This window comes from Vibrio sp. 10N.261.51.F11, from assembly GCF_041471665.1.
GTDB lineage: Bacteria > Pseudomonadota > Gammaproteobacteria > Enterobacterales > Vibrionaceae > Vibrio > Vibrio crassostreae_C.
Genome location: NZ_JBFROW010000033.1, coordinates 164,266 through 183,705, shown reverse-complemented (window position 1 = coordinate 183,705; position 19,440 = coordinate 164,266). Strand labels below are relative to the sequence as shown.

At 45.3% G+C, this 19,440-nt stretch carries 13 protein-coding genes; 8 read left to right on the top strand and 5 right to left on the bottom strand.

Going from position 1 to position 19,440, the window contains the following annotated elements:
• Nucleotides 1-166 precede the first annotated feature (166 nt).
• Complete coding sequence (locus tag AB4351_RS11490) at nt 167-547, bottom strand: hypothetical protein (protein WP_017064770.1); 381 nt, start codon at nt 545-547, stop codon at nt 167-169.
• Nucleotides 548-1,141: 594 nt separating this feature from the next.
• Here AB4351_RS11490 and AB4351_RS11485 point away from each other — a divergent pair.
• The 3 genes from AB4351_RS11485 (at nt 1,142) to AB4351_RS11475 (ending at nt 6,686) form a co-directional block, all read left to right on the top strand.
• Nucleotides 1,142-2,380 carry an OFA family MFS transporter gene (locus AB4351_RS11485; protein ID WP_372126039.1) on the top strand — a complete coding sequence of 413 codons (1,239 nt, stop codon included), beginning with the start codon at nt 1,142-1,144 and terminating at the stop codon, nt 2,378-2,380.
• Nucleotides 2,381-2,437: 57 nt separating this feature from the next.
• Nucleotides 2,438-4,102, top strand: coding sequence for a VRR-NUC domain-containing protein (locus tag AB4351_RS11480; RefSeq protein WP_372126037.1), 1,665 nt, complete (start codon nt 2,438-2,440; stop codon nt 4,100-4,102).
• A gap of 229 nt (nt 4,103-4,331) precedes the next feature.
• On the top strand, nt 4,332-6,686 hold the full coding sequence (locus AB4351_RS11475; RefSeq protein ID WP_372123144.1) for a fatty acid cis/trans isomerase: 2,355 nt from the start codon (nt 4,332-4,334) through the stop codon (nt 6,684-6,686).
• Nucleotides 6,687-6,787: 101 nt separating this feature from the next.
• Here AB4351_RS11475 and AB4351_RS11470 read toward each other — a convergent pair whose 3' ends face one another.
• Nucleotides 6,788-7,726: a LysR family transcriptional regulator gene (locus AB4351_RS11470; protein WP_372103235.1), complete on the bottom strand. Its 939-nt coding sequence runs from the start codon at nt 7,724-7,726 to the stop codon at nt 6,788-6,790.
• A 93-nt stretch (nt 7,727-7,819) separates the two neighbouring features.
• On the opposite strand from AB4351_RS11470, the gene AB4351_RS11465 reads away from it, so the two are divergent.
• From AB4351_RS11465 to AB4351_RS11455, 3 genes are read left to right on the top strand one after another with little or no spacing between them, the layout of a single operon-like run.
• On the top strand, nt 7,820-9,145 hold the full coding sequence (locus tag AB4351_RS11465; protein ID WP_017064775.1) for a cytosine permease: 1,326 nt from the start codon (nt 7,820-7,822) through the stop codon (nt 9,143-9,145).
• Nucleotides 9,146-9,150: 5 nt separating this feature from the next.
• Nucleotides 9,151-10,275 carry a DUF917 domain-containing protein gene (locus AB4351_RS11460; protein WP_229647755.1) on the top strand — a complete coding sequence of 375 codons (1,125 nt, stop codon included), beginning with the start codon at nt 9,151-9,153 and terminating at the stop codon, nt 10,273-10,275.
• A 4-nt stretch (nt 10,276-10,279) separates the two neighbouring features.
• Nucleotides 10,280-11,860 (top strand): hydantoinase/oxoprolinase N-terminal domain-containing protein, encoded by a 1,581-nt coding sequence (locus AB4351_RS11455; RefSeq protein ID WP_372126034.1) that lies wholly within the window; start codon nt 10,280-10,282, stop codon nt 11,858-11,860.
• 135 nt (nt 11,861-11,995) lie between these two features.
• Here AB4351_RS11455 and torS read toward each other — a convergent pair whose 3' ends face one another.
• Nucleotides 11,996-15,001 carry a TMAO reductase system sensor histidine kinase/response regulator TorS gene (torS, locus tag AB4351_RS11450; RefSeq protein ID WP_372126033.1) on the bottom strand — a complete coding sequence of 1,002 codons (3,006 nt, stop codon included), beginning with the start codon at nt 14,999-15,001 and terminating at the stop codon, nt 11,996-11,998.
• A 92-nt stretch (nt 15,002-15,093) separates the two neighbouring features.
• Between torS and torT the strand changes: the two genes are divergently transcribed.
• Both torT and AB4351_RS11440 read left to right on the top strand, forming a co-directional pair.
• Nucleotides 15,094-16,122 carry a TMAO reductase system periplasmic protein TorT gene (gene torT / locus AB4351_RS11445; RefSeq protein WP_372126031.1) on the top strand — a complete coding sequence of 343 codons (1,029 nt, stop codon included), beginning with the start codon at nt 15,094-15,096 and terminating at the stop codon, nt 16,120-16,122.
• A 60-nt stretch (nt 16,123-16,182) separates the two neighbouring features.
• Nucleotides 16,183-16,638: a methylglyoxal synthase gene (locus AB4351_RS11440; protein WP_017060888.1), complete on the top strand. Its 456-nt coding sequence runs from the start codon at nt 16,183-16,185 to the stop codon at nt 16,636-16,638.
• A gap of 120 nt (nt 16,639-16,758) precedes the next feature.
• Here the strand turns inward: AB4351_RS11440 and AB4351_RS11435 are convergent, their stop codons facing one another.
• Nucleotides 16,759-17,109, bottom strand: coding sequence for a VOC family protein (locus tag AB4351_RS11435; RefSeq protein ID WP_017071128.1), 351 nt, complete (start codon nt 17,107-17,109; stop codon nt 16,759-16,761).
• A gap of 87 nt (nt 17,110-17,196) precedes the next feature.
• Entirely contained in the window at nt 17,197-19,272 is a 2,076-nt protein-coding gene (helD, locus tag AB4351_RS11430) for a DNA helicase IV (RefSeq protein WP_017064779.1), read from the bottom strand.
• Nucleotides 19,273-19,440 lie beyond the last annotated feature (168 nt).

Genomic DNA, 19,440 nt, shown 5'->3' with positions numbered 1-19,440 from the left:
AGTCTTTGGTAGATGGTAACTGCTAGATAATAGATACATAACAAGTAACCCCAGTATGTCACCATACTGGGGTTTCTTTTATCTGCCGTCATAACCAAATAATAGAGTTCAGGTAGGCAGGATCAAAAAAGCCTTCCGAAGAAGGCTTTTTAAGAATCAAATCGAATTATGCTGCCGCTTGCTTGCGAGACTCTTCTACCTTCTTAGCGCGTTGTTTTAGCGTCAATTTATCGCGGTATGCAAACCAAACGTAAGACACAACCACTAAGAAGAACAGGTATGACAATGAGAAAATGAACGGCGATTGAATGATATCGTTCGAGATACCCCAAGAAACACCGATAACAGTCACTGCAATTTTCGCAAAAAAGCCACACATCAATAGCACTAATGCCAACTGTGGGAAACGCGTACTGCGAAATGCAAGCCAGTAGCAACTACCAACTGCTAGAGCCGCAACATAGAAGCCGAATAGGAAAGAGTGAATATGGTCAGCTGCCGCTACACCACCAGAAATTGACATCAATAAAATTAAAAACAGTTTCATAATACTCGCCTCACCATAAGTTGGAAACGCATCCTTTCAAATTTGGAATCTCAGTTTGCATACTATTTTCCCACTTTTTACGGACAACACAACCCCTCCAATCGAACAAAATGCAAGCAAAAGTACTAACAAAAATCACCCTTAACAATTGCTTAACATTCTGTTTTTAATAAAACTCCGTTACTCCTTGTCTCATATGAACAAAGCGCTGTTACGATTTATTTTGTTACACAAATTTAACCTTGGAAATTAATTAAAATTATTTGTAACTCTGTGATATCCGCACGCAATACGCGTCTATTCAAAAACCATCACCTCAAAATCCCTGAAATAATAAGAAGACAGAGCGAAAAAGAACAAAATAGAGAGGTGTTAAAAACATTTCAAAAACCAATAAAAAACAACTTATTAACAAATTGAATTTAATTTACCAAAAATGGAAAAAGAGATTCCAATCACATTTTAATTGGTTATAATCCGCGCTCTTTTGCGCTATCTGTTGATAAACGCAAACTAATTTTGAAGAAACAATCACAATAACCCGTCTTTAGTTAAGTGGCTCTCCACTAACCGATGACAAAACTGAGAATAAAAATGAGCAAGATTGATAAAGCAACACGTATCCTGCTAGCAGGCTTCTGTATCAACCTTTGTCTTGGCATCCTGTATGCTTGGAGTGTATTTAACAAAGCGCTAGTAACTGAAGCTGGTTGGAGTGCTGCTGAAGCATCTTCACCTTACGCTATTGCAACTATCACATTCTCTGTTTGTCTTCTTGTTGCGGGCATCCTACAAGACCGTATGGGTCCACGTAAGATCCTTATCCTAGGTACAGCGCTTACAGGCCTAGGTATGATTGCTTCTGGTTTCGCTACAACGCCTATGATGCTGAACATCACGTTCGGTATTATAACAGGTGCAGGTATCGGCTTCGGTTACGCATGTCTGTCTCCATCAGCAATGAAGTGGTTCCACTCTTCTAAGAAAGGTATGGTTAACGGTCTTATCGCAGCAGGCTTCGGTCTTGCGGCTATTTACCTAGCACCAGTAACTTCTGCGCTAATCGACAGCATGGGTATCCAAACTAGCTTTATGATTCTTGGTGTTGGTGTACTTGCAATCGCAGTACCTCTAGCAGCAACAATCAACAACCCACCAACGGATTACACGCCAGCTGAGCCTAAAGTAAAAGCAGGCCAAGCTCCTAAAGCGGTTAAGAAGACTGAAGACCTAACTTGGAAAGTAATGCTGAAGACTCCTCAGTTCTACTCTCTATGGATCATGTACGCATTCGCTGCATCTGTTGGTCTAATGATCATCGGTAACATCACTACAATTGCTAGCGTTCAAGCTAACCTGCCAAACGCAGTTTACCTAGCGTCTATCCTTGCAGTATTCAACTCAGGCGGCCGTGTTGCTGCGGGTATGCTTGCAGATAAAATCGGTGGCGTACGTACTCTACTTCTAGCGTTCATCCTTCAAGGCGCGAACATGGCTCTATTCGCTACGTTCAACTCTGAATTCACGCTAATCATTGGTACGGCTATCGCAGCGGTTGGTTACGGTACGCTTCTAGCAGTATTCCCAACACTAACTGCTGAGTTCTACGGCCTGAAAAACTACGGTACTAACTACGGCGTGCTTTACACTGCATGGGGTATCGGCGGCGCTATCGGTGCAGCAGTTGTTGGCTTCTCAATGTCAAACGGCGAAGGTTACGGCCTAGCTTACACAATCTCTGCAGTTATGATGGCAGTGTGTATTGTTCTAGCAATCATCACTAAACCAATCTCTGAAGCTAAAGTTGCTGAACTAAAAGCATCACAAGCTTAATCAACAGAAAAGATTGAATTTGTTACTGAAGAGCTTAACCTTAGGGTTAGGCTCTTTTTGTATCAAGCGACTTCTCCATTGACGACCGAAACCACTCTTCAGCTCTCCCCCACTTATTATCTCGACAACTTCAATCGACTGGTTGAACACGCTCAAACGCTCTACCCCGATCTTCTGAGTGATGATGAATGTCGTTGGTTGTCCGCATACAAACGTCTTTCTGTTTCAAGCCAATGCCTAATGGTTCGTTTGCTTTCTCGTAAAGGCCGTTGGTTTCGCAGCGATAAACTCAACTATGTTGAGATCCCAGATCTAAAGACCGTACTGCAAGAGCTAAACAGCTCAGGCTTCATTGGGTTGAGTCATCCCGAAGAACAGCATGACCTCGCCATTAGTGAGGTCGAGCTCGGGTTTCACTTGCTCACCAAACCAGAGCTGTTGAGTGTATTCCCCGCCCTTAAGAGCCATAGAAATGCCAAGAAAGACGAGCTGTTGTTACGGCTTGATCAGCAACCTTTTGATCAATTTCAAAACCTCTCTTTCGACTGTATTTACGTCATCGAATCTCAAGTGATTGATGTATTACTGTTGCTGTTCTTTGCCAACACCTATCAAGACTTAAGTCAGTTCGTGTTAAGCGACCTTGGGCTAAACACCTTTGAGAACTACCCATTAAGCAAGCAACACCGCTTCTTCACCTCTAGGGATCAGCTCAATCAATTAATCCAGATGCGCGATATTCAACGCTTGTATTCAGAAGGTGACCGCAAAGATGGCGAGTTTCTGGAACTGCTTTTAAATGCGATTCCTGAAGAATCAGAACACAGAAGTATTGCCAGAAAACGATCGCGTTTGATCAATGATATTGCTCGCGATCTTGAAAGGCTTAATCTAAACGACCAAGCTATCTTTTGGTTCAGACAATCTACACTTCCTCCGAGCAGAGAACGACTTGCACGCATCTATGATAAGCAAGGTACGCTAGACTTAATGTGTGACATTGTCACGCAAATGAAAGCTACTCCATCGGATGTGTCAGAGTTGGAAATCGCTATTAAGCTTGAAGACCGGCTGCTACGGAAACAGGGGCACAAAGTTTCACGAACCATAAAGCCGAGCTGCAAAGAGTTAAAACTGGAATTAGACCTCAGCCAAACTCGAGTCGAGCTTGCGGTAAAGCAGCATTTTGAGAACCAAGGTTGGGACGTCTACTTTTCAGAAAACAGTTTTCTGTGTGGCTTGTTTGGTTTGGCTTTCTGGGATGTCATTTTCGCAGACGTTGAAGGCGCCTTTATCAATCGTTACCAACATCGACCATTGGATCTGTACCATTCAGATTTCGTAGACAAGCGAGCCGAACAGATTGAAGCCGTGTTTCAAACGATATCCAAACATGGGCTGAACCATTTTCTTGATACTTACGATGAAAAGCAAGGTATCGCGAACCCCTTTGTTCATTGGAATTATTTTCCTAAAGCACTCATCGAACACGGCATGGCTTCAATTCCAAATGCCTTGGTTGTAGACCTCTTCAAAGTGATATTGAGTGACTTAAAGCTATTTAGTACTGGGATGCCGGATTTGATTGCGTTCAAGGGCGATGAGTTTCATTGGATTGAAGTCAAAGGCCCTGGCGATAAACTTCAAGACAACCAGTGGCGCTGGATCAAAGAGTTTGAGCGATTGTCTGTCCCCTTCTCTGTTTGTTACGTCAATCAATGAGTCTTAGCTCTTAACTCTTAACTCTTAACTCTTAACTCTTAACTGCTAGCTTTTAGCTCTTGGGACTTAAATCTAGCTAAGTCTAAACTCCAATTTCTGATCACAAGCGAGTAACGCGCATCGACAAGTCACTCGCCCCATCAAGATCTTGTCTACAAAATTGTTAGAACATGAGCATTTTCAATCATTTTCGATATAATTATAGAAAATGCCTAATATTTAAATACGTATGAATTTAAAAAAACTCTTCATTTTAGCTTTTGTTAGCGTCTTCTCAGGTTGTGCCGTCTACGCGGGTTTAAACTTCGACGAACTGTTTGGTGAACAACAAGTACGCGATCGCCAAGCACCTATTCTTTCGGCTCAAGCACAGCACTTCATTGACGAAATAAAGCCCATCATTGATAACCGATGCGTGGTTTGCCACGCTTGTTATGATGCCCCTTGCCAACTCAAAATGTCTTCAGTGGAAGGTATAGACCGAGGCGCGAGCAAGGCACTCGTTTATCAAGGCACCCGCTTAACGGCATCAGCCCCTACTCGCTTGTTTGAAGATGCTTTAACCACGCAAGAGTGGCGCGATGCGGATTTTCATCCTGTCCTCAATGAGCGCATGCAAAACTCAACGGCTAACCTCGATGCTGGTCTTGTTTCTCGTATGTTGATCCAGAAAGAGAATCACCCTCTGCCCGATCAAACCCAGCTTGAAGGTTTCGACTTTTCAATCGATCGCGACCAACAGTGCCCAACCATTGAAGAATACGCTCAATACGAGAGAGATTACCCAACTTGGGGAATGCCTTATGGGATGCCAAACTTAGACAAAACCGAATACGCGACTTTAATGAGTTGGTTGGAAAATGGCGCGTTAATGAACGACCACATTCCATTGACTGATGCAGAACAAGAGCTCGTTAATGTCTACGAAAGCTTTTTAAACAAGAGTGACAATAAGAGTCAACTTTCAGCACGTTACATCTACGAGCACCTGTTTTTATCTCATGTCTATTTTTCTGATTTAGCTCAGCCAACACGCTTCTTCACTGTTGTTCGCTCTGCAACACCACCAGGTGAAGCGGTACAGCGCATCACGACTCGTCGCCCTTATGACGATCCAAAAGTAGACCGTGTTTACTACCGTCTGATTCCAGAACAAGGCACTATCGTCGACAAAACGCACATGCCTTTCGCACTTAATAAAGAGCGTCTACAAAAGTGGAATACCTGGTTTGTCGACGTAAATTACGAAGTAAAACAACTACCTAGTTACGACATCGATGTTTCAGCTAACCCAATGACTTCGTTTGAAGCACTGCCAGTAAACTCGCGCTTCAACTTCATGTTAGATAACGCGCAAAACACCATCATGGCCTATATCAAAGGACCTGTGTGTCGTGGTCAACTTGCCTTGAACGTAATTAACGACCGTTTTTGGGTTTTCTTCATCGACCCAGAGAAAGCCGATGTTCCGGAAATCAACGCCTTCTACGCAAGTCAAAAGAAAAATTTAAAGTTACCTAGCGAACTAAAAAGTAACACCGTACCTGTGACCAACTGGGTAAGATACGCAAAGCAACAAGCGCAATACCTAAACGCGAAATCAGACTTCACTAACCAATGGTTCGAGAGTGGCGTCCACCTAGACACTGGCATCATTTGGGATGGCGATGGCATCAACCCGAATGCTGCTCTCACCGTCTTTAGGCACTTCGATAGCGCCTCTGTTGTACAAGGGTTAGTTGGCACGCAACCTAAGACTGCGTGGATTCTTGATTATGCTCTTCTAGAGCGTATTCATTATCTTCTCGTTGCAGGCTTCGATGTTTACGGCAACTTTGGCCACCAGCTGATTACACGCATGTTCATGGACTTCTTGCGTCTTGAAGGTGAGAGTAACTTCTTAAGCCTTCTTCCTAAAGACGTTCGTCACATTGAACACTCTAGTTGGTACCAGAACCAAAGCGCACAACTGAGTGACTATTTGCAGCGAAACATTGCACCTTTTGATCAGCCGACCAGCGTGGTTTACAAAACGGCGGATCCGAAACACGAACTGCTTGATATGATCAAAGATAAGCTCGCACCTGTTCTCGATAATCGCTTTGAGATTGTTGAAACAGGTTTTGGTAGGAAGAATGAAGCACTGCTTAACCAAGTGAATTTGATAAAGGGCGAAGGCCTGCGTCATGTGCCTCAATTAGTGATGATCATGATTGAAGGCGAAAACGGCGAAGAGCAACTGTTCACCATGATTCACAATAACGCGCACAGCAACATTTCTAGCTTGTTTAATGAAGAAGGTAACCGTGATTACGCCAATGATGACCTAACCCTCGTAAGAGGCGTTGTCGGTAGCTACCCTGCGGCTTACCTATCATTAACCGAGAGCGAGATTCCTACTCTGGTTAAAACGCTGCAAAACTTAAGCACAGAAGAAGACTACGTGGCGCTGCTGGATAAGTTTGCGGTACGACGCAGTTCTAGCGAGTTCTGGCCATTCAGTGATCGCGTGCATCGTTGGTATCAACAAGACCAACCGATCGAGTTCGGATTGTTGGATTACAACCGCTTCGAGAACCGTTAGTTTTCACTCATAAAGCATAAAAGCAAAAATCCTCTGTCTTGGCAGAGGATTTTTTGTATATGAGAAAGTATCTTAAGTGCTATTGAGAAGCGACGAGTTCTCTATATTGAATCCGATGCTTCCGGTTGGTGTAGCTCATCAAAAAACGCACGCGCGGCGGGGGAAAGGGAATCTACAGGTTGCTTCAACACCACATAAAACTGACTCTTAAGGCTCCACTTCTCGGGCTGAAGCGGAATCAAGGCTTGGTCATAATGGCCACGGTCGATTAAATGAGACGGTAAAAAACTCAGGTGTGTGCCCGCCAAGGTTAAAATTACACCCGACTCGACATGCCAGCCATCAAAAGGCTTTACGGAATCGTACTGCTCAATATTCAGTAATCGGAACATCTCATCTTTGGCATAGCCGCCCATGTTGATACGACAGCCATTCAATGAGAAACCCCTGTCCATGATCTTCTCGGCCAGATCTTTGCGCGCATACAGATAACTGTGCTCTTCAAACAGTGGGTATTTATGTTGAAACGCTGATTTTTGATGTGACCCTAGAACCACTATCATCATATCAATCTGGTTCTTTGCTAGCTTCTCATTCAACTGGGTGAAATCGCCGACATCAACACTCACCTCTACACTGTTACTGCGTTGATAAAACGTCTCGATCGCTTTGGGAAGTGGGTTATAAGGCAAAGTGACGGTGTTATCCAAACATCCAATTCGCACATGCCCAGAGAGTTCCGTCTGTACACCTCGTAACTTATAAGCGAAGTCGGTTAAGGTCGATTTTAGTTGGTTCGCATATTTATACACTTGCTCACCTTCATGAGTCAGCTTAAAACCACGTCGACCACGTTGGCATAATGTTAATTCTAAGCTTTTTTCCAAGGCAATAAGCTGATTACTCAGCACTGGTTGACTAATCCCAGTGCTTGCGACCGCCTGATTGATGCCTCCTTGTTCAACAATTTCACAAAAAAGCTCTAATCTACGTAGGTCTCTTTTATCTAACTTATTGTTTGGATTCACTTTGCCACTCACATTTGTTTTTTGTTATGTTTACATCTGATTATATTCATTTATTAACAATAAATACATCAGTATGCTTTATTCACACTTATGGAATAACAATGCATGGATGGCACTATGGCGGCAGAAGCTTACGTGAATAAACCCGAAGCAACACACAGCCACAAAAAGATAGATGACTTCGAGTTGGAACCCGTTCCCGAGAAGGCCAAACGATCTTGGTGGGTCATCAGCCTTATTTGGTTGGCAATCGGCATCGACATTTCGGGACTGTTTCTCGGCTCGATTCTAAGCAGCGGTATTGGTTTTGAAGACGCACTGCTTGCCACGTTTATTGGTTCAGGCTTATTGGCGATCATCGCGATGCTGTGTGCCAACATTGGCTTTCAAGCTGGCGTGTCTACCCCGCTGGTGAGCAGCGCGGTATTTGGCCGTAACGGCGGTAAAATTCTTGGCTTCATCAACGGCATCTCATTAGTCGGCTGGTTCGCATTCCAGGCTGATTTCTTCGCTTTCATCATGGTCGATGCACTGGCGAAATACGACATCATAATTTCACACCTCACCGCTCTTATTGGCGGCAGTGTGTTAATGATGATGACGGCTATCTATGGCGTTCGTGCTTTAGGCAAACTCAGTACCTATTCTGTTCCATTGATGGTGACGTTGATTACCATCGGTTTGTTTATGGCTGCTGATTATCAAGGTGGCGCAGCGCCATCGATTGAAGATCCTTTGACGCTTGGCCAAGCCATCTCTTTTGTTATGTCTATCTGGATTCTAGCTGCGGTTGCTGCACCTGATATTGCTCGCTACGCCAAAACACGCCGTGATGCGATTTTAGGAGCGGGTATCGGTTTCCTCGTCGGCAACAGTGCCATCATTCTTATCGCATTGATCTTGACCAAAATGACAGGCACCGACGACCTAGTCGAAGTCTTCTTCACCCTAGGTTTAGGCATGGCGGCCATTATAGTACTGGTATTCGCACAATGGACCACCAACAGTAGCAACCTAACCTCTGGCGGCTTATGCATGTCGATGGTTCTACCTAAGATTCCGCGCCCTGTTCTGGTTGTGATCATGACCATCGTCGGCATTGGTATCGCTCAACTCGGCATGGTGAACAAGTTTACCGACTTCTTAATGCTACTCAGCGTAACCATTGCGCCTGCTGCGGGTGTCTACATCGTTCAATATTATGTTTTAGATTCGACAAAAATGAGCTTTGAGAACATCCAACAAGTTCCAGCTTGGATGTTTAAAGGCTTGGCTTCTTGGGCATTTGGTACTGCATTCAGCGCTTGTACTGCACCAGAGTTTTTCAACCTGTTTTCGTTCACCAGCATCTCGGCGTTAGACGGCATTCTTGCCGCTGGTGTGATTTACCTCGCCCTAATGAAGCTTTCTCCTTCAAGTGATAAGGAATAGTAGTTGTGATTATTACTGAACAAATGATTGATGATATCGCGCTGGGTGCGACGGTATTAGGTACTGGCGGCGGCGGTGACCCATACAGCGGTGCCTTGATGGCGAAAGTAGCCATTGCAACGGCAAAGCACCCTGTACGCATGATTCCTTTAGAAGACGTGCAAGACGATTGGATGACAGTGCCCTCTTCAATGATTGGCGCACCAACAGTCGCAGTAGAGAAACTCAATTCGAAAGATCAAATGTTGATTGCTTTCGAAGCGATGGAAAAAGCGCTCGGCACTGAAGTGGCGGCAACGTTTCCTATCGAAGTAGGCGGCTTCAATTCATTGATTCCAATTCTCGTTGCAGCACAAAAGAACATTCCTGTGATCGATTGTGATGCGATGGGACGTGCGTTCCCAGAAGCTCAGATGGTGACCTTCTTTCTTGATGGTCTCCCTTCGGCACCGAACACATTGGCCGATGAGCGTGGCAATATCGTCACGCTTTATCCGATTGACGGTATTTGGTCTGAAAAGTTTGCGAGGCCAATTACCGAGCAGATGGGCGGCTCTGCAGCAATGTGCGATTACCCAATGAACGGTAAGAACCTAAAACGCAGCGCACTGCCTGCAACACTGACCCAAGCAATGAAGATTGGTGAAGCGATTAGACTGGCGAACGACAACAATAAAAGTGGCACACAGGCCGTATTAGACATTGTCGGCGGCCATACCATCATCAGTGGCAAGATTGTTGATATTCAACGTGAAACCGATGGTGGTTTTGCAACAGGTGGTGTCGTGATTGAAAAGCTGGCTCAGTTTGAAGATACCGGCGTCGATAACGTGTTTGTGCAGTTCCAAAACGAATTACTTCTCGCGCACAAAGGTACAAGCCGCGCAGACATGAGCCAAGATAACCTGCTGGCATCAACACCGGATCTTATTTCGATCTTGGATCATGAAACCGGCAAGCCAATCACAACCGAACAACTTCGTTACGGGCAGCGCATCGACCTTATCGCCTACCCTTGCGACCCCAAATGGCGCACTGACAAAGGTATTGAAGTCGCGGGCCCGGGTTACTTTGGCTACACCGTCGAGTATCAAACCATTGAACAACTAAAGTCTGCATTGAAGAGGTAGTCGCATGACAAACATTACGCTTGATTACTGCCGTTTGGGCATTGACGTAGGTGGCACCAATACCGACGGTGTGCTGCTCGACGCAGACTTAAATGTGATTGCCAAAGTAAAAACCGCAACCACACATGATGTTTCAACAGGGATCGACAACGCGATTTCTGCGCTATTAAACCAAGCAAACATTGATGGTCAGCAAGTGAAACACGCGATGCTTGGCACGACTCAATGCACCAACGCAATCGTTGAACGAAAAGGTTTAGACAGAGTCGGCATGATTCGCTTAGCGCTTCCCAGTGGTGATAGCGTCCCACCCCTTTGTGGTTGGAGTGAAGCGTGGCAAAACCTGCTTGGTCAGCACTTCTACCAAGCACACGGCGGCTATGAATATGACGGCCAGTTGATTGCCGACATTCAAGAGTCTGAGATCCGCGAGCTTTGCCAGAAAATGAAAGGCCAAGTGGATTCCATTGCTATCTGCGGAGTGTTCTCTCCCGTCAACGGCGACCAGGAGCTTCAAGCAGCAGAGTGGATTCAACAAGAACTTCCGGGCGTGAACCTATCGTTATCCCATAAAGTCGGCAGTTTAGGGCTTTTAGAGCGTGAGAACGCCACTATCCTCAATGCGGCTCTGCAAGGGACAGCAAAACGATTCGTTGACGGCTTTTGCAGTGCACTCATCAATCATGAAATCCACACCACGCCTTATTTCGGTCAGAACGACGGAACACTGATGTCACAGCAGTTCGCATTGATGTACCCGATTCTTACCGTGGCTTGTGGGCCAACAAACTCGATTCGTGGAGCGAGTCACTTAACTAAGTTAAAAGACGCGATTGTGGTCGATGTGGGCGGCACTACGTCTGATATCGGCGTACTGACTCACGGCTACCCAAGAGAATCGAGCTTAGCAGTAGAAATCGGTGAAGTGAGAACCAACTTCCGTATGCCTGATATTTTGGCGTTAGCCATTGGTGGTGGTACCAAGGTTCGCTTTGAACAGCAGCGTATAGAGCTAGGCCCAGAAAGTGTTGGCCATACCTTGACGCAAACGGCGCGTAGCTTTGGTGGTGATGAACTTACGCTCACCGATATTGCACTCAAAACAGGACAAATGCAGTGGCAGGCAGAACATCAACTGAGTGATGAGATTGGTGTTTCAGCCGAACAAGCAAACAAGGTTTATCAACAAATGGTCACGGATGTTGAAGAAGGCATCGATAAGATGAAGACCTCTGCAGCGAGTGTACCCGTAATCATGGTTGGTGGTGGTAGTGCCCTATTCCCAGATCATTTTGAAGGTGTGAGCCAAGTGGTTCGTCCTGAGCACTTTGAAGTGGCTAATGCGATTGGTGTTGCGTTGGGTGAAATATCAGGTCAATTCGATAAGATCGTACCGATTGACCCAGCATCACGTGAAGAGACCTTAAAGGGCTTGGAAGCGCAATCAAAGCAACTGGCGATTGAAGCTGGCGCATGCAGCGATAATGTCGCGATCATTGAACGCAGCGAGATTCCATTAAGCTACCTACAAGGCAATATGGTTCACGTTAAGATCAAAGCTGCTGGACATATCAAGATGGCTTAGAGCCGTTCCTTGAAAGCCTTACTTAGATTCTTATTCGACAATAAAAAAGCAGGTCACTTCTTCATATTAAAACGGAGAAATAGCCTGCTTTTTGTTTTCTGTTCTTATTTTGGGGCTTTCCGCCCAATAGCCACTCTATAGTTGCTCTCGGAGCGCTGCTAACGAGTCTTTCACCAATTCAGGTAATGAGTCTGCATTATCGCGATATTGAAGTAATGGATCCTCGCTCGCTTCAATGCTCTGGCATAAAGCAAACAGTGCAGATAATCCTAGGCTGCCGGCAGACCCTTTCAGTTTATGAGCTAAAGACTTAATTTCACGAGCGTTGTCAGCGGCACTTGCCACAATCAGTTCATCGAGAGTGACTTGGCTGCTTTGGTCAAACAACCCAACAATCTGCACTATTTTTTCTCGACCGAGAATGGCCAAGTCGTCTTTGATAATCTTAGGGTTAATCATCTGCACAATCGGTTCTCCTTGATTATGTTCCGCGTCTTGGTTTGCTCGTTGTGTCGAGCTTGCAAATGCCAATGCTGATAAGTCTAGCTCGGTTTCCTGAGGTTTAGAGTTTAGCTGACAGCAAACAGCATCTGACGGATCCGGCTGAGGCAGCAACAGCGTGTGACCGTCCAACTGCTCAACAATCAATTCCGATAATGCTTCCTTCTCTAACGGCTTAGGTAAGAATCCATCAAAGCCAGACGACAAATAGCTTTCCACTTCTTCGTTAAACACATGAGCCGATACTGCGATCATTGGGGGTACTTTTCGAATTACGTCTTCTTCACTTTTATGCTGAAGCGCATCGTCTTTGAGTTGTTGAATTAACTCGACGCCATCGCAGTCGGGTAAGTTAATGTCCACCAGCGCAATATCGAACTCTTGCTCACTGAATATGGCTCTCGCTTCTTGTCCGGTTGTCGCAATCACAACCTCGTGCCCCAAGTTATGCAAGAAGCCTTCAGCAACGATGCAGTTTACGGGGTTATCTTCAATCAGAAGTACTTTAGCTCGAATACACGCTTCAATGACCGGTACTTTCGTTTCTATCTTCTCACCGGCTTCAAGTGGCAGTGAGAACCAAAACTGGCTACCCTCGCCTTCTTCAGAATGAACGCCAATATCCCCGTTCATTGCCAACATGATGCTTTTACTGATCGCTAATCCAAGCCCTGTGCCGCCGGTTTTGTTGCGACCGCTATCGGTTTGGGTAAAGGCATCAAACAGACAAGCTTGTTCGCTAGCATCAATACCGACACCTGTATCTGACACTTCAAACATCACTCGATTTTCATCTTCGATATCTAAGCTGATAAAGATATCGACCGAGCCACTTTCCGTAAACTTAATCGCGTTACCGACCAAATTATTCAAGATTTGGCTGATTCGCGTTACGTCACCACGCCAATAGCGTTGCACATCACTTTCAATATGGAAATCAAAGTTCAGCTTCTTCTCAGCGGCACGCCCTTCCATCAATTGGTAGGTATCTTGAACCATCTGATGAAGATCAAACGAAGCAGTGCGGATTTCTAAATGCCCTGCTTCAATCTTTGAGTAATCCAACACGTCATTCAAAATCGCGAGTAGGTTCTTACCGCTGCGGTTAATGATGTCTGCATAGCCGGATTGCAGCGGGTCTAACCCGGTATCTTTGAGCAATCTTGCAGTACCTAATACACCGTTCATCGGCGTTCGTATTTCATGACTCATCGTCGCAAGGAAAGCGGATTTTGCGCGGCTTGCTTGTTCTGCGGCGTTACGAGCCTTAGCGTGGTTCCCTACCTCGATGTTCAGCTTCTCATTGGTCTTTTGCAGCTGGTAGGTTCGGTCTGTGACCAACTCTTCTAAGTGTTCTTTGTGCTCTTCAAGTTCGCGTTTCGCCTTTGCTTCACCCACCGCAACCACTTGTAGCGCCTGCGCGGTGTTTCTGGCAGTGATGATCGCCTCGCCCATATGAGCCAGCTCATCATTACCCTTTACCGAGATATCAATATTCAGGCGACCTTGTGCGATAGACATCAAGGCCGATGAGTATTCAGTAAGACGTTTAACAACCGAGATATACACCACTCGCCACACGATAAATGCAACGATAACCAAACCAATAACCGAAATCACAGACAGTGACCATTGAGCCAAATTCAACGTGCTGGTCAGCTCATCAACCGCTTTTTTGGTACTGCGGTTTGAATCATCAACCAGTTGGTTAACCGTTGTATTCAGCTGAGAGAACAGCTCCAACGTATTTTGCATCAGAAACTCTGACTTTTTGGTGTTCTCATATTGTTCTAATGAAATATCGAACACGACTTGGCGTTTTCTGAGCTCTTCTAGAAGCTGAGACATCTGCGCTGAACGAGTAGGATCTTCGACCGCTTTAACGCGGCGCGCCATGATTCTTAGGTTGGATTCAAATTCTGATTGGATTTGATGAATACGCTCTACGTTGGTAACGGTTTGCGTTTCTTCAATTTGGTTAAGCATTTTGAACGCCAGCAAATGCAATTCGTGTAGGCGCTCAGACAAATCAAGGTCAACCTCTACAAGCGCATCTAAGGCTTGGTAGGCTTTATCCGTTTCTTTGGTTTCTAGCAGGTCATAGATATGCGTGACGTTAGCAACCGCAATGGTAGCCGTGTTCAAAACTTGGGTTCGCGTCAACTGCTCTAGCTCTTCGGCCAATAGGCGCATCTCTTCGACACGAGACGACAACTCTTTGCTTAACCAAAGCTTACGCTCAACCGACACACCCAAGTCAGCCAGTGTGTTAATAACGCTTTGAACATTGTTTTCGAGTTTATTGAGGAGCTGAGAATCGAAACTGTCGACACCAAGCTCTTTGATATGTTGAAGAAGCGACTCAAGTTGGTCAAACAGTACGGTGCCAGCCTCTTTTCTTTCGGCCTCGTTTCTCGCATTAGAAAGTGTTTGTACTGACGAAATAATACGGTTACTCAACTCAGAAACCTGACGAGCTTCGATCATGGCAGGAAGCGCCGAATCAACGACGTTTCTTTCCGTTTTGGCTACAAAGCTAAAACCAGAAACACCGATCAATGCAGACAATAGAACCAACAGTGCCATCACTAAGAATGAGGCCAGCAGCTTGCGTCCAATACTCGCTGAAGCTAACAACATAAACTCTAAACCTTAAAACGTTCTTCTTTACCCATGCAGAATACGCTATATTTTGCAGTGTTTCTTATCTAAAACCAATAAAACGGCAATTCATGCTATCTAGACCTTTCGCTTCAATAATTCTTCTCTCACTACTGGCCTCAGTGACTACTGTCGCAGGTGCTAGTGAGCCTTTGAGCCCAATAAAACCCGCCAATGCCACATCACAAAAAGAGAAAATCTGTGCCATTTATCCGCACCTCAAAGACTCATACTGGTTGTCTGTGAACTATGGAATGATCTCTGAAGCAGAAAAGCAGCAAGTTGAGCTAAGAGTATTGGAAGCTGGCGGTTACCCCAACGTGGCCAAACAAGCCTCGCAACTGGTGCTTTGCACGCAATGGGGAGCCGATGCCATTATTTTAGGTACGGTTTCACCCGATGCGTATCATGACAATCTCAGCGATTGGGTTGGCTCGACGCCTGTGTTTGCTACGGTAAATGAGTTAACCGTCAATGAAGAACAACAGAAGGTATTAAAAGGTACGGTCGGTGTCGATTGGTACCAAATGGGATACCAAGTCGGAGATTTTTTGTCGAAACGACACCCGAAAGGATCAGGCGAAACACCTATCGCCCTGTTACTTGGCCCGCAAGCGAGTGGCGGCACTAAGCCTGTAGCACTGGGGTTTTATGATGCGATCAAGTCGAGTGATATCAAAATCGCGATCAGCTGTTGGGCAGATAACGATAAAGAACTGCAAAGAAACCTAGTACAACAGGTGATCGAGGAGCCGGATATCCAATATATAGTCGGAAGTGCCGTCGCGATTGAAGCAGCGATCAGTGAGCTACGAGCGGCCGATAAAACCGAAGAGATTGGGTTAATTTCGAGTTACTTAAGTCACGGAACCTACCGTGGTTTACTTCGTAACAAGGTACTTTTTGCGCCAACCGATAAAATGGTTGAGCAAGGTCGCTTGTCGGTAAAACAAGCCACGAGTTACTTACGCGGTCAACCTTACGAGCAACACAGCGCACCGATTATCGAAGCGCTGACACCTGCAACTCTCAAAGATCAAATTATCGCCGACTCATTGTCACCTTCTGAGTTTCGTCCGGTATTCAGTGTGAATCCTTAGTGCTATATTGGCTGAAGAACTCAAAACAATAAAAACGAAACAACAATTTAGGGAACATTCATGCAAAAAACGACGCGTACTATGCCAACACATAAGCATATCGCTTTGGTCGCTCATGACCACTTCAAACCTGAGCTACTAAGATGGGTCAAAGAGAACAAAGAAAAACTACAAAAGCACTTCCTTTACGCAACGGGCACGACTGGTTCTTTACTAAGTAAAGAGACAGACTTAGCAATCAAGAGCATGATCAGCGGCCCTATGGGCGGTGACCAACAACTTGGCGCGCTTATCTCTGAAGGCAAGATCGATATGCTGATTTTCTTCTGGGATCCACTTAATGCTGTACCACATGACCCAGACGTAAAAGCACTGCTTCGTATCGCAAGTGTTTGGAACATTCCTGTGGCCACTAACCGCGCTACCGCTAATTTCTTGTTTAACTCTTCACTGCTTGAAGAAGAAGTAATCATCGAGATCCCAGACTACGAAGCGTACCTAGCTGAGCGCACGTAATCGCACGTTAAATGTGCTCTCTACTGAACAGACTAAAAAGCCTGCATTTTATCGCAGGCTTTTTTATGTCTCGTTTTCAGACATTAAACAGTTCAATCATAAAACAGTGCGAGAGTCTCTCTATTTATCGCTCCACACTGCCATCTCGTTGCCACTTGGCTCTCTGAAATGGAAACGTCTGCCGCCGGGAAAGCTAAAGATCTCACGGTTTATCTGACCACCAGCATCAATTACATCGCGCTCGGTTTGCTCAAGATCTTGGCTATAAAAAACCATCAGCGCCGCGCCATTATCCGTATTCGACGCCAGATCCGCCAAATAGAAGCCGCCCATTAAGCCTTTGCCTTCAAACGCAGAATACTCAGGGCCATAGTCTTCAAAGCTCCAACCAAACACTTGACTGAAAAATGCCTTAGTTGCGGCGATGTCTTTCGCAGCAAATTCAATGTAGTTAATAGAGCCGTGTTCCATAGCAAATTCCTTATGCTTTATGCGTCTGCCTTGTGATATTAGGGCAGGGATTGAAGATCTAATCTTAGACAATCAAGTCAAGTAACATCACTTTTTACGAACAACTGGGTAATCAGAACCATGCAGCTCCTGCACAAAGCCAGAGCCGTCGCCACTGTGCGTGATCCATACTTTCTCTTTTGCCCGCGTCATTGCTACATAGAATAAACGACGCTCTTCAGCATAAGGGAACGCGTCTGATGATTCAGTCAATGCGCCATCAATATGCAGCTGTTTCTTCTTGGTCGGGAACTGTCCTTCGTCAACACAAAGAATAATGACAAAGTCCGCCTCTTTACCTTTACTGCCGTGGCAAGTCATGAACTTGATATCAATGGAAGTGAAGATCTTCTTCCAATCTTCCAACAACTCTGGCTTGTGGTAATGATTACGTCCAAGTAGCAGCACCGATTTATTGGTTTTGCCTTTGGATTGACGGTTCAGTTGATCAAGAATCTTCTCAACTTCTTTACTTGGCGCACTGTACACCGCCTTCTGCTTCTGTTGCTTGAAGCTGTTCAGTTCTTTCGGAATCTGAATTGGGTTTTCTTGTACAAAGCGATTAGCCACCGCACCTAACTGATTGTTAAAGCGGTAAGTGGTATCTAGGTGATGAATGGTCGAGCTTTCAAAACGATCCTTAAAGCCCGTGGTCAAATCCACATCCGCACCTGCAAACTGGTAAATCGACTGCCAGTCATCGCCTACTGCAAAAATAGAGGCTTGATGCTCGGCTTTAGACTGATTACACAGTGCTTCAACCAAGGCAAGACGATCAGGTGAGATATCTTGGTATTCATCGATCATGATGAACTTCCAAGGTGAGATAAACTTGCCCTTCTCGACATACTGAGTCGCTCGGCTGATCATGATTGAGAAGTCGATATGATTCTGTTCTTTCAACTCCTTTTGCCACGCGGTTACACATGGCCAACACAGTGAAAGCTCGCTGTTGAGGCGCGTATAGTCTCGGTGATCAATCAGCTGTTGCTGTACTTCTTTTTTGGTTAAACCCGACGCATTCAACTGTTCTAGCTGCTTTTCAAGCCAACCGATCAATTTGAGGTTTGAAACGTGGCTACCAAGCTCATCGTCACCGGTTAAATAAGCGATTGGCCATTTAGACAAATGCTTTTGCCAACGTTTAAAGTTGGTCGGTGTCATCCAGTGCTTCTTCAACCAATCAATGCACCATGCTTGGCGTTGGTTGTCATCGAGCGCTAAAGGAGAAATAACCACACGTTCGGGTTCAACTTGATTCAGTATCTTTAAACCCAACTGGTGGAAAGTGCTGACTTGCACCTTCTCTGCTGATAAACCAATTTTGCTGTCGAGACGTTGCTTCATCTCTTCTGCCGCTTCACGACCAAAAGCGAGCAATAGCAACTCTTCAGCTTGAGCTTGATGGCTTTGCAGTAAATACGCGACGCGAGCCGTTAGAACACTGGTTTTACCCGAGCCTGCACCCGCTAAAATAAGGTTGTGATCATCATTCATCAACACCGCATATTGCTGCGATAAGTTCAGTGGTGACGACTCACATTGCGCAAACAACACTTCCCAGTTTTTTCGCTCGGTCTCTAGCCATTGCTGGTTTCTTTCAGCTTGCTTGATTTCCGTTTCAGATAACCATGGCTGCATTCTTGCGATGCGGTTTGGCATGCGTTGTGCGGCCTCTTCTAGCGTCATTGTCATACTCTCTAAGCCTGAGTTGACCATATCAACCCAAGTGTTGACCTTAGAATGCGGTAGAAAGGCTGGTAATTGCTCAAGACGTGTTAATTCAGCTTCCCACTGAGGTACGTGTTCAGCCAATTGTTCACATTGAGTGTCGTGCCACTTCTGATAAGCACTAACTGACGCGCGTGCAAATTGACGGCATTGATCCCAAGGTAAGCCTTGTACTAACCAACTGCGCTGTGTTCCATCTTGTTGATTAGCAAAAAATTGTAGCGATCCCCAGAACAATCCGCGCTTTATCGCGATCTTGCCACTCCAAATAGTAAATGGGATACGCTCTTCACTGCCTACTGAAGATAACAGCAAGCGTGGACCATCAAGTTCAACCTGATGATATTCATTTTGAATAAAAAACTGTGCAGTCTTGTTAGCGCTTAGCTGCATTGGAGTGTGCTCTTAATTGGGAATATTGAATTTATATCATGATGCAATGAGAATTAATAATATCTCATATCTTATCGACGCTTTCATGACCACCTACGGGCAATTATGGATAAGTATCAAATTCTTGTGCTTGATTTCTGTTAGGATTATGGTTTTTAGTGTGTCAAG

Bases quoted from the DNA above. Each gene is read 5' to 3' on its own strand.
- AB4351_RS11465 (WP_017064775.1), top strand. From the start codon at position 7,820: ATGGATGGCACTATGGCGGCAGAAGCTTACGTGAATAAACCCGAAGCA.
- AB4351_RS11440 (WP_017060888.1), top strand. From the start codon at position 16,183: ATGCAAAAAACGACGCGTACTATGCCAACACATAAGCATATCGCTTTG.
- torS (WP_372126033.1), bottom strand. From the start codon at position 15,001: ATGTTGTTAGCTTCAGCGAGTATTGGACGCAAGCTGCTGGCCTCATTC.
- torT (WP_372126031.1), top strand. From the start codon at position 15,094: ATGCTATCTAGACCTTTCGCTTCAATAATTCTTCTCTCACTACTGGCC.
- AB4351_RS11475 (WP_372123144.1), top strand. From the start codon at position 4,332: ATGAATTTAAAAAAACTCTTCATTTTAGCTTTTGTTAGCGTCTTCTCA.
- helD (WP_017064779.1), bottom strand. From the start codon at position 19,272: ATGCAGCTAAGCGCTAACAAGACTGCACAGTTTTTTATTCAAAATGAA.
- AB4351_RS11455 (WP_372126034.1), top strand. From the start codon at position 10,280: ATGACAAACATTACGCTTGATTACTGCCGTTTGGGCATTGACGTAGGT.
- AB4351_RS11435 (WP_017071128.1), bottom strand. From the start codon at position 17,109: ATGGAACACGGCTCTATTAACTACATTGAATTTGCTGCGAAAGACATC.
- AB4351_RS11485 (WP_372126039.1), top strand. From the start codon at position 1,142: ATGAGCAAGATTGATAAAGCAACACGTATCCTGCTAGCAGGCTTCTGT.
- AB4351_RS11490 (WP_017064770.1), bottom strand. From the start codon at position 547: ATGAAACTGTTTTTAATTTTATTGATGTCAATTTCTGGTGGTGTAGCG.